The sequence below is a fragment of the Streptomyces sp. NPDC054765 genome (assembly GCF_053612065.1).
The window spans coordinates 106,503-116,793 of record NZ_JBSHBP010000019.1 but is presented as its reverse complement, the minus strand read 5'-3'; the positions used below and the strand labels follow the sequence as shown (position 1 = coordinate 116,793).

Sequence of the window (10,291 nt, the reverse complement as noted above, 5' to 3'; positions counted from 1 at the left end):
GTCGTCGGCAACAGGGTCGGCAGCACCGTCTGTGTGTCGGTGCCGGTGGAGGCATTGAAGTGGGAATCGCCGTTGTAGGTCGCGGTGATGGAGTGGGTACCGGCGCTGAGACTGCTGGTGGTGACGGTTGCCGTCCCGCCCGAGAGCGTGCCCGTCAGGGTGCCGCCTCCGGTGATGGAGAAGGTGACGGTGCCGGTCGGGGTGCCCGCGCCCGGCGCGACCGGAGCGACGGTGGCGGTGAGGGAGACCGTCTGTCCGAAGTTCGACGGGTCCGGCGAGGAGGTGACCGTCGTGGTCGTCGACGCCTTGCCCACCGTCACGGAGGCCGTACCGGAGGACGACGAGAACTGCGGGCTGCCGTTGTAGGTCGCGGTGATGGAGTGAAAACCCACGTTGATACTGCTGGTGGTGACGGTCGCGGTGCCGCCCACGAGTGTTCCCGTCAGGGTGGGGCCGCCGGCGACGACGAAAGTAACGGTGCCGGTGGGTGTTCCCAGCCCCAGGGGGATAACGGTGGCGGTCAGGGTCACGCTCTGTCCGAAGACCGCCGGGTTTGGCGCTGCGGACACGAACGTGAAGGTGGGTGCCATGGTATGGCCCTCCGAATTTGGTGAGGATGGCGGGCCGTTCAGCTCCCCGACGATCTGGCTGATCTGCGGGAAGTGGGCATCAACCTGGGGAAGGCTCTCGGTAATGGCAGCCGACAGAGATTCGCATCTGCATACCGATATCCTCCGCCAGGTGGGCAACCCGCCGGTCGATAGCATCAGTAGGCGCGCCGATCACGCCGCCACGCCATAGCCGTTCCGCGCATTTACCCTGATTGGCGCAGCGCGTAGCGGCGCGCACGGCGCCCCACGGCGTGCGCCATGGGGCGCGGATGTGACGTGTGTCAGTACTGGTGACGCGCGGGCAGTACGGGACCTCGCCGGGAGCCCTTTCTGCGCCACCGTCAACGCCGTTGCACAACAGCGCAGTTCGGACCTGCAGTTCGAACCAGCGCAGTTCGGACCACTATGCACCGACTCACCCATACGCCCACTCGCCCCACACCCACGCACACACGCACACACGCACCCACCCACGCGTGCGCTTCGACCGCGGAATTCCCGGGCCGTTATTCCCTTCGCTACCGCAATGAAATCCCGGCGCCCGACCGTCGGGGATAACCATTTCCCTGCCCCTCAACCTCCCGCCTTCACAGGCAAGTTGAGATAACTGAAGACAGAGGGAGAGACAGAGGCAGAGGCAGAGACAGAGGGAGAGACAGAAACCAGGAAGGCGCCGCAGTCCTGGGAGGTTCGCGCCGCCGGATACGAGCGGCAGCGGGGCAATGAGCGCTTCCAGCAATTCGAGGTGGTACGGCTGGACGACAGCACGGCAGTGGGTATGACGATCCTGGAAGTCAACCCGTACGTGCGTACGGCTGAGTTCGTGATCGTGCTCGCCCCTGAGGAGCGCGGTAAGGGATACGCCACGGAAGCGGCACGGCTCACGCTGGACTGGGCGTTTCACCTTGCCCACCTACGCATGGTGTGGCTCAAGGTTTTGGAGCCCAACCGGGCTGGGATCGCGGCTTATGAAAAGGCGGGGTTCCGCCCGTCTGGTCGACTTCGGCAGTCCGGTTACTGGCTCGGGCAGCCCGTTGACGAGCTGCTGATGGACGCATTGCCCGAAGACTTCCCCGGCCCGTCTGCCGTGACCGGCACTCTCGGCGGCTGACCCTGTAGATGCTCACGAGCGCGCCCCGTTCGCCGATCTGCGGGCGGGGCTCCGCTTTCTCGCCCATACACCGCCAAGGACCACGCGAAGTGCTGCAATGCACCGCCTACACCAGCGTTCCCTATATAGAGGGGCTCGTTGCGCTCACCACCATGGAGGGGGGGACCCGACAACCTGCCGGACGTGCTCGCCCTGGACGACTTCCTGTTATGCGAACTCGGCGAGCATGACCAGCACAACGAGCACACCGCGCAACTCTGGACAGCCGAGATACCAGCCATGCGGGACCTGTGGCTGGTCTGGACCGGCACCCGCGCGCACCACACGTACCGATTCGCCGAGCTGTCCCCATGCCCCGCCGTACCCGCCCGCGCCATGGCCCGGTTGCGCGATCCGGCTTACCGGTTCGCGAACTTCTGGCTGATTTCGTGGAAGACCCGCTGGGCCTCCGGGCCGAGGTGCGGGCCGGCCAGCCAGGTGTGGGCGTTGGAGCTGATCGACGTGTTGGACACCAGCGTCAGCTTGCCGTTGTGGTTGACGAACCAGCCGCCGCCGGAGGTGCCGCCGGTCATGGTGCAGCCGATGCGGTTCATGGCGGGCGTGCCCTGCTGCATGACGAGGCGGCCGGGGCGGGCCGGGCAGTTCATCATGCGCGCACCGTCGAACGGGGGCGCTGCCGGGTAGCCGAAGGCGTCCAGCGAGGCGATGCGGTCGGCGGAGGGGGTGTCGAACGCGACCCGGGCGGCGGCGCCCACGGTCTCCTGGAGCGACTTGCCGCCGCCGTTCTCCGGCTTGACGTGCAGCACCGCGAAGTCGTAGGCGGAGCCGCCGTTTCCGGTCTCCTCGCTGCCCATGTTGATCCACTCACCGGAGGTGGTGATCCAGTCGGCCCAGAACCGGCCGTACGGGGTGACCTGCTGGGGCGGGGTGGCGCCGACCTCGTTCATCGGCACGCCGTCGTCGTTGTAGGACGGCACGAAGACGATGTTGCGCATCCAGCCGCCCTGCTTGCCGGAGTGCACGCAGTGGCCGGCGGTCCACACCAGGTTGGACTTGCCCGGGTGCGCCGGGTCCTCGACGACCGTGCCCGAGCAGACCATCGGACCCTTCGGGCTGTCGAAGAAGATCTTCCCGACCGGCGCCATGTGCTGGTGGTACGGGCGGGCCACCTGCTGTGCGGTGATCGGCTGCGGCTCGGGGTCCGTGGCGTCGAACTCGCTTCCCGCGCCGGTGGCCTGCACACCGATCTCCGGCGAGTCCTTCGCCTTGGCCAGCCGGTCCGCCTTCCAGTGGTCCTTGATGACCGGGTTGACGAAGTCCGACGCCCCGCGGGCCCACTTGTCCCAGTTCTGCCAGCCGCCGTCCTTCCACTTCTTCAGGCCGTCCAGGCCGGTCGGCATGCCGTTCTGGCCGGCGCCCGAAGCGGCGGCCTTGTCATCACCGGGGCCGCAGGCGGTGACGGTGCCCGCGAGCAGTGCGACCAGTGCCGCGGCCGCGGCGGTGGAGCGGCGGATGGATGGCATCGCGCGGAGTCCCCCTGATACGTGGCGGCGCCGGGCGGGCGGCGCGCCGTAATTGTCATGTCCCTCATAGGGCTGCGCCCTACTATGCCGTCACGCCAAGACCGCCGGGCAACCAGGGCCCGGCGCCCCGACGGACAACAGAACGGGACGTACGCGATGCCGGCTTCCTCGATCCTGGTCCGCACGGAGCGGCTCGTATTGCGCCGGTTCACCCCGGACGACGCGGAGTCACTCGTCGCGCTGCACGGCGACCCCGAGGTCATGCACTTCATCGACACCGGGCGGCCGGTGCCACGGGCGGAGGTCCTGGCGCGGGCCCTGCCGGAATTCCTCGGGCGGGCTGGGCGTCCAGCGGGTCACGGCCACGACCATGACGGTCAACCACGGGTCCCGCCGTGTGCTGGAGAAGGCCGGACTGCGCTACGTACGGACCTTCTTCGAGGAGTGGCCGGACTACATCGAGGGCGCGGAGCACGGCGATGTGGAGTACGTGGCAGCCCGTGAGGAGTGGACGGCGGCCCGTTAACTCCTGTAGCTCCCATAACTCCTGGAACTCCTGGGATCCGCCGGCCGGCGCAGCCCGCGTCGGCGCAGGTAGGCCCGGCCCCGGACCCACGCACCAGGCGGCGGGGCCGGCGACCGTCCTACCGCCGGGCCGGCCGGGGGTTCCGGTGTGCGGGACGGTGCAGTCCGTCTGCCGTCGCGTAGCGGTAGTCCTGGAGCTGTTCCGCCGTGGGATACCACTGTTTGTCGCAGCGGCAGCACCACCAGCGCCAGTTGTCCCAGTCGGTGTCGGTGTGCGTGGTGTCCTTCCACAGCCGGTCGTCGCAGTCGGGCGTGGGGCAGTGCGGCGGCAGGGGCATGACGAGCCTTTCGTCGGTGGCGGCTGCCAGCCTTCTGCGCCCGCCCGCATGCCGTGCGGCAGTTCGCCGCCCGCCACCCGAACGGGTAAGGCGCCGTCGCGCACCGGACGAGGGACGACGGACGACGGACGACGGAAAAGGGAAAAGGGAAGACGACCACACCGGACGACGGACAACGACCACACCGGACGACGCAAGACGGCCGCAGGCGGCCGCACGCTCCGTGCGACTGCCCGCGGCCGTCCGCGAGTTCCGCGGTCTCCCGCGGCTTCCCGTATTTCCTTGTGTGCGGCGGTGCGCGGCTACTTCTTGGGCAGCCACTTCTGCCAGACGTCCGGGTGCTTCTCCACCCAGCGCTTGGCCGCCTCGTCGGCGGTCAGACCGCTCGACGCGATCGACTCGGAGACCTCGTTCTGGTCGTCCTTCGTCCACGTGAAGTTCTTCAGGAACGCCGCGGCAGTGCCGCCCTTCTTGGCGAATTCCGTGTTGAAGAACTTCTGCAGCGGGGTGGTCGGATAGGCGCAGTTGATGGACTGCGGATCCTTGGCGCCCTTGGCCGCACAGGCATCGGTGTACTTGGGGAGCTTGACCTCCACCATCGGCACCTGGTTGAACAGCCACTGCGGCTCGTACCAGTACGTCAGGAAGGGCTTCTTCTGCTTGGCGAACTGCTGGATCTGGGTGATCTGCGCCGCCTCGGAGCCCGCGAAGACCACCTCGTAATTCAGCCCGAGGTTCTTCACCAGCGCCTTGTCATTGGTGACGTAGGACGGCGAACCGTCCATCAGCTGGCCCTTGTTGCCGCTCTCCGGCGTACGGAGCTGCTTGGCGAACTGGTTGAGGTTCTTCCAGTTCTTGACCTCGGGGTGCTTGTCGGCCCAGTACTTGGGGACGAACCAGCCGATATGGCCGGTGACACCGTTGCCGCCGCCCGCCGTGATCGTCTTCTTGTCCTTGACGTAGCGCTTCTCCTGGTCGGGGTGGCCCCAGTCCTCCAGGATCGCGTCGACCCGGCCCTGGCTGAGGGCGTCCCAGGCGGGGATCTCGTCCACCTGGACGGTGTCGACGTGGTAGCCCATCTTGTGTTCGAGAAGGTACTTGGCGACCGCGACATTGGACTGGGCGCCGACCCAGGTCTGCACCGAGAGGGTGACCGACTTGGAGCCCTTGGCCGCCGCGAACGGCGAGGTCTGCTTGGTCATGTCGGCCTTGCCGCAGGCCGAGAGCGTAAGGGAGAGCAGCACCGTGCCGGTGAACACGGCCGTCCCGAGGATCTTGGTACGCGTACGGGACATGATCAGACTCCCTTCCCTGCCGTGCGGCGTTCCGTGGGCTGGGTGACCCGGTCGAGCATCAGGCCCAGGCACACGATGGCCACACCCGCGACCAGGCCGAGGCCCAGGTCGCCGGTGGCGAGGCCGGTGACGACGTCGTAGCCGAGGGCACCGCCGCCGACCAGACCGCCGATGATGACGACGGCGAGGACGAGGACCACGCCCTGGTTGACGGCCAGCAGCAGCGCCGGCCGGGCGAGCGGGAGCTGCACCTGACGCAGCATCTGCCAGCGGGTGGCGCCCAGCGAGCGGGCGGACTCGATGGCCGCCGGGTCCACCTGGCGCAGGCCCTGGGTGGTGATGCGGATGACGGCGGGCAGCGCGTAGACGACGGCCGCCGCGGCGGCCGGGGCGCGGCCCACCGCGAACAGCGCGACCACCGGGATGAGGTAGACGAACTGCGGCATGGTCTGCATGACGTCCAGGACCGGACGCAAAATCGCCTCCAGGCGCTTGCTGCCGGCGGCGAGGATGCCGACGCCGAAGCCCAGCACCAGGGTCACCACCAGGGCGGCGATCACCTGGGACAGGGTGTTCATCGACGGCTTCCACACGCCCAGCACACCGACGGCGGCCATCGCGAGGACGGCGGTCAGCGCGGTGCGCCAGGTGCCGATGAGCCAGGCCAGTGCGGCGACGACGAGCAGCGTGCCGTACCAGGGCAGCGCCGTCAGGCCGTCGCGCAGCGGGTTGAGCACCCAGTCGGTGAAGTGCGCCGCCCAGTCGGCGGTGCCGCCGACGACGGGAACCCCGGAGTAGAGGTGGTTGACCATCCACTCCTTGAAGTCGTTGACGGGGCGGGCGAGATCCACGGCCCAGGCGCCCGGCCAGACCAGGGAGCCGGACAGCCGGCCGGCGAGGGCGAGGACGGCGGTGACCGCCGCCACGCCCGTCCAGGCACGCCAGCCGCGCAGCCACTGCGGGCCGGTGGCGGCGGTGCCGGCGCCGAGCCGTTCGCCGGCCGCCGCGGTGGTGCGGTCCATGACGATGGCCAGCAGCACGATCGGAATGGCGGCGGCGAGCGCGGCGCCGACGTCGACCGAGGCGAGCGCCTGGTAGACGCGGTCACCGAGGCCGGCCGCACCGATCATCGAGGCGATCACGACCATGGACAGCGCCATCATGATCGTCTGGTTGACGCCGAGCAGCAGCTCCTTGCGGGCCAGCGGGAGCCGGGCGGTCAGCAGCCGCTGCCGTCCGGTGGCGCCGAGCGAGGAGACGGCCTCCAGCACGCCGGGGTCCGCGCCGCGCAGGCCGAGCGCGGTCAGCCGGGCCATCGGCGGAGCCGCGTAGATGACGGTGGCCAGCAGCGCGGCGGGGACGCCGATGCCGAAGACCAGCACGACGGGCAGGAGATAGGCGAAGGCGGGCAGCACCTGCATGGTGTCCAGGACCGGACGCAGCAGCCGGAACAGCCGGTCCGACAGGCCCGCGGCCAGGCCCAGCAGGGCGCCGACGAGGACCGAGGCGGCGACCGCGACGACCATCAGGGCGAGGGTCTGCATGGTGGGGACCCACGTCCCCAGCAGCCCGCTGACCAGGAAGGAGATCAGCGCGGTGGCGGCGATACGGATCCCGGCGACGCGCCAGGCGAGCAGCGTGACCCCGGCCGTCACACCGGTCCAGCCGAGTGCGAGCAGCAGCAGGTAGACGCCGCGTACGGAGATCACCACGGCGTTGCTGAGGTGGCCGAGGAAGTAGACGAACAGCCAGTGGCTGTCGCGGTTGTTGATGATCCAGTCGCTGGTCTTGCCGAGCGGACCGGAGACATCGACGGTCAGGTCCGAGGGCCACAGGGCGCCGGGCCACTGGGCGTTGATCAGCGGGACCAGGACCGCCGCGGCGACGGCGAGCAGCAGGAGCTTGGCGAGGCCGCGGCGGCGCAGCAGGGCCTGCACCGGACCGGTCTTGGCGTCGGCGCCGGCCACGCGGGGCGCGGTGGTGGTGGCGGTGCTCATGCGCGCCCCCGCTTCACGGTGCCGGTGGGCACGTTCAGGGCGGCGCAGCGCCGGGCCTCGCGCCAGTGGCGCAGCAGGGTGGCGCGCAGCCGGGCCCGGGGCGTGGCCGCGGGAGCTCTGGAGCCGACGGCGCGTATGGCACCGCGGTGGGTGGTGGCGGCGTACATCAGGCGGCCACCTCGCCGTGCTGCGGGCTGTCGAGCCGGGCGACCACGTTCAGCAGGCAGGCATGGTCGACGATGCCCAGGCAGCGGCCGTCGTCGACGACACGGGCCGCACCGCCGGAGCGGGCAACCGCCTCGATGGCGTCGGAGATCAGGGTGTCGGGTCCCAGCGTGGGGCCCTCGTCGGCCTCGCCGTCCTTGGCCGGGCGCATCGCGCGGCGCACGGTCAGCACCTGCTCGCGCGGGACGTCACGCACGAAGTCGCGCACATAGTCGTCGGCCGGGGAGCCGACGATCTCCTCGGGGGTGCCGAGCTGGACGATCTCGCCGTCGCGCATCAGGGCGATCCGGTCGCCGACCCGCAGCGCCTCGGAGAGGTCGTGGGTGATGAAGACCATCGTCCGGCCCTCCTCGCGGTGCAGGCGGACGACCTCTTCCTGCATATCGCGGCGGATGAGCGGGTCGAGCGCGCTGAACGGCTCGTCGAAGAGCAGTACTTCGGGGTCGACGGCGAGCGCGCGGGCCAGGCCGACGCGCTGCTGCTGGCCGCCGGAGAGCTGACCGGGGCGGCGCTTCTCCAGCCCCGCCAGGCCGACCTTGTCGACCATCTCGTTCGCCTTCTCACGGCGGTCCGTCTTGCTCATGCCCTGGATCTCCAGGCCATAGGCGACGTTGTCGACGACGGTGCGGTGCGGCAGCAGGCCGAAGTGCTGGAAGACCATCGCGGCGCGGCGGCGGCGCAGTTCGCGCAGCGAGGTGCGGTCCATGGCGCGGACGTCCTCGCCGTCCATCTCCAGGTCACCGCTGGTCGGCTCGATCAGCCGGGTCAGACAGCGTACGAGGGTGGACTTGCCGGAGCCGGACAGGCCCATGACGACGAAGACCTCGCCCTTGTGGACGTCGAAGGAGACATCGCGGACGGCGGCCACACAGCCGGTCTGCTCGCGCAGCTCCTGGGCGCTCAGGCCGGTGACCGAGGAGTCGTCGGGGATGCGGTCGGCCTTGGGGCCGAAGACCTTCCAGAGGTGGCGGACGGAGAAGACGACCTCGCGGCCGTCCGCTTCGGTGCCGGAAGCGGACTCGGGCGTGCGGGCGTTGGGTATCTCGGATGCGCCGGCGGCAGTGGTAGCCATCACGCATCACCTCCTTGGGTCGGGGCCTTGCGGAGCAGTTCGGCGCACTTCTCCCCCACCATGAGCACGCCCAGCATCGGATTGACGGCGGGCATGGTCGGGAACACGGAGGCGTCGGCGATACGGATGCCGGCCAGTCCGCGGATCTTCAATTCGGGGTCGACCACGGCCAGTTGGTCGTCGGCGGCGCCCATCTTGCAGGTGCCGGCCGGGTGGTAGACGGTGTGCGCGGCCTTGCGCACCAGCTCGCTGATCTCCGCGTCGTCGGTCACGTCCGGGCCGGGGAAGACCTCGCGCTTGAGCCACTTCTTGAACGGCTCGGCCTGGGCGACCTTGCGGGCCAGCTTGATGCCGTCGACGAGGGTGTCGCCGTCGTAGTCGACCCCGTTCTCGTCGTACGCGAAGTACCGGAAGTCGAGCGCGGGCTTGACCTCGGGGTCGGCGGAGGTGAGGTAGAGCCGGCCGCGGGAGCGGGACTTGGGGATGTTCGGCGTCATCGACACCCCGTGCTCGGGGCGCTCGTAGCCCAGCCGCTCGGGGTTGTCGGTGAACGGGATCTGGTAGAAGTGGAACATCAGGTCGGGGCCCTTGTGCTCCGGGTCCCGCTTGACGAACAGACCCGCGTCGGAGTCCATCGCGGAGTTGCCCGGGATCGGCCCGTCGGTCTCCCAGACGATCACCGACTCGGGGTGGTCGATCAGGTTCTCGCCGACGCCCGGAAGATCGAGCACGCACGGCAGGCCGAGCGCCTCCAGATCCTTGCGCGGGCCGATGCCGGAGTGCATCAGCAGCCGCGGGGTGTCGACGGCGCCGGCGCAGACCAGCACCTCGCGGGCGGCCTCGACGTAGACCTCCTCGCCGTCCTTCGTCCGGACGTGGACGCCCTTGGCGGTCGTGCCGTCCAGCTCCAGCTTCGTCGCCCAGGTCTCCAGCATCAGCGTGAGGTTCGGGCGGTCGCCGGCCTCGATGTGCGGGTGGAGGTAGGCGACGGAGGCGGAGGAGCGCTTGTTGTTCTCCGGGTGGTAGGACAGGTCGAAGAAGCCGACGCCCTCCTCGAAGGGCTGGTCGTTGAAGCCGACGACCTCGGGGACACCGAGCGCGCTCTTCGTCGCCTCGATCCAGTCCGTGGCGATCTGGTTCTGGTCCTTCTTGGCCACCCGCACGATGTTGTTGCGCAGCTTGCCGAAGTACGGGTCCATGTTCTTGGCGCCCCACCCGGCCGCGCCCGCCGCTTCCCACTCGTCCCAGTCGGACGGCAGCGGCTTGAACGAGATCAGCGTGTTGTGCGAGGAGCACCCGCCGAGGACCTTGGCGCGGCTGTGCAGGATGTGCGAGTTGCCGCGCGGCTGCTCGGTGGTCGTGTACTCGTAGTCCAGGTCCCCGCCGAGCAGGCCGAGCCACTTGCGCAGTGTCAGGACGTCTTCGCGGTCGATGTCGCAGGGGCCGCCCTCGATGACGGCGACGGTGACATCCGGGTCCTCGGTGAGACGGGAGGCGATCACAGAACCGGCGGTGCCACCGCCGACAACGACATAGTCGTACACAGGCATTGGGGGTGCTCCTTCTTACAACGTGCGTGGTGCGGGTGGTACCG

At 69.4% G+C, this 10,291-nt stretch carries 11 protein-coding genes and 1 pseudogene; 3 read left to right on the top strand and 9 right to left on the bottom strand.

Annotated elements, in window-relative coordinates:
• Positions 1 to 569, bottom strand: a 569-nt coding sequence (locus tag ACWGJY_RS15300) for an Ig-like domain-containing protein (protein ID WP_453261266.1), incomplete at its 3' end; no start/stop codon positions are given.
• Between the two features lie 649 nt (positions 570 to 1,218).
• On the opposite strand from ACWGJY_RS15300, the gene ACWGJY_RS15295 reads away from it, so the two are divergent.
• Positions 1,219 to 1,722 carry a GNAT family N-acetyltransferase gene (locus ACWGJY_RS15295; protein WP_453261277.1) on the top strand — a complete coding sequence of 168 codons (504 nt, stop codon included), beginning with the start codon at positions 1,219 to 1,221 and terminating at the stop codon, positions 1,720 to 1,722.
• Positions 1,723 to 2,120: 398 nt separating this feature from the next.
• Here ACWGJY_RS15295 and ACWGJY_RS15290 read toward each other — a convergent pair whose 3' ends face one another.
• On the bottom strand, positions 2,121 to 3,245 hold the full coding sequence (locus tag ACWGJY_RS15290; RefSeq protein ID WP_453261265.1) for a trypsin-like serine peptidase: 1,125 nt from the start codon (positions 3,243 to 3,245) through the stop codon (positions 2,121 to 2,123).
• A gap of 57 nt (positions 3,246 to 3,302) precedes the next feature.
• Here ACWGJY_RS15290 and ACWGJY_RS15285 point away from each other — a divergent pair.
• Positions 3,303 to 3,503: pseudogene (locus ACWGJY_RS15285) on the top strand (hypothetical protein); the annotation flags it as partial.
• On the opposite strand, the gene ACWGJY_RS15280 reads toward ACWGJY_RS15285, so the two are convergent.
• Positions 3,474 to 3,611, bottom strand: coding sequence for a hypothetical protein (locus ACWGJY_RS15280; protein WP_453261279.1), 138 nt, complete (start codon positions 3,609 to 3,611; stop codon positions 3,474 to 3,476). The pseudogene ACWGJY_RS15285 and the gene ACWGJY_RS15280 overlap by 30 nt on opposite strands.
• A gap of 4 nt (positions 3,612 to 3,615) precedes the next feature.
• Between ACWGJY_RS15280 and ACWGJY_RS15275 the strand changes: the two genes are divergently transcribed.
• The gene (locus ACWGJY_RS15275) at positions 3,616 to 3,771 is read left to right on the top strand and encodes a hypothetical protein (RefSeq protein WP_453261278.1); all 156 of its coding nucleotides are present in this window, start codon (positions 3,616 to 3,618) and stop codon (positions 3,769 to 3,771) included.
• A 118-nt stretch (positions 3,772 to 3,889) separates the two neighbouring features.
• Here ACWGJY_RS15275 and ACWGJY_RS15270 read toward each other — a convergent pair whose 3' ends face one another.
• From ACWGJY_RS15270 to ACWGJY_RS15245, 6 genes are all read right to left on the bottom strand, one after another.
• Positions 3,890 to 4,108 carry a hypothetical protein gene (locus tag ACWGJY_RS15270; protein ID WP_453261264.1) on the bottom strand — a complete coding sequence of 73 codons (219 nt, stop codon included), beginning with the start codon at positions 4,106 to 4,108 and terminating at the stop codon, positions 3,890 to 3,892.
• A 302-nt stretch (positions 4,109 to 4,410) separates the two neighbouring features.
• Complete coding sequence (locus ACWGJY_RS15265; RefSeq protein ID WP_453261263.1) at positions 4,411 to 5,403, bottom strand: ABC transporter substrate-binding protein; 993 nt, start codon at positions 5,401 to 5,403, stop codon at positions 4,411 to 4,413.
• A gap of 2 nt (positions 5,404 to 5,405) precedes the next feature.
• Positions 5,406 to 7,400: an ABC transporter permease gene (locus tag ACWGJY_RS15260; protein WP_453261262.1), complete on the bottom strand. Its 1,995-nt coding sequence runs from the start codon at positions 7,398 to 7,400 to the stop codon at positions 5,406 to 5,408.
• Complete coding sequence (locus ACWGJY_RS15255) at positions 7,397 to 7,567, bottom strand: hypothetical protein (RefSeq protein ID WP_453261261.1); 171 nt, start codon at positions 7,565 to 7,567, stop codon at positions 7,397 to 7,399. Before ACWGJY_RS15255 ends, ACWGJY_RS15260 begins: the two co-directional genes overlap by 4 nt.
• A complete protein-coding gene (locus tag ACWGJY_RS15250) occupies positions 7,567 to 8,697 on the bottom strand; it encodes a quaternary amine ABC transporter ATP-binding protein (RefSeq protein WP_453261260.1) in 1,131 nt (376 codons plus the stop codon). The genes ACWGJY_RS15255 and ACWGJY_RS15250 overlap by 1 nt, the downstream gene beginning before the upstream one ends.
• The gene (locus ACWGJY_RS15245; RefSeq protein ID WP_453261259.1) at positions 8,697 to 10,247 is read right to left on the bottom strand and encodes a GMC family oxidoreductase; all 1,551 of its coding nucleotides are present in this window, start codon (positions 10,245 to 10,247) and stop codon (positions 8,697 to 8,699) included. Before ACWGJY_RS15245 ends, ACWGJY_RS15250 begins: the two co-directional genes overlap by 1 nt.
• Positions 10,248 to 10,291: the final 44 nt, after the last annotated feature.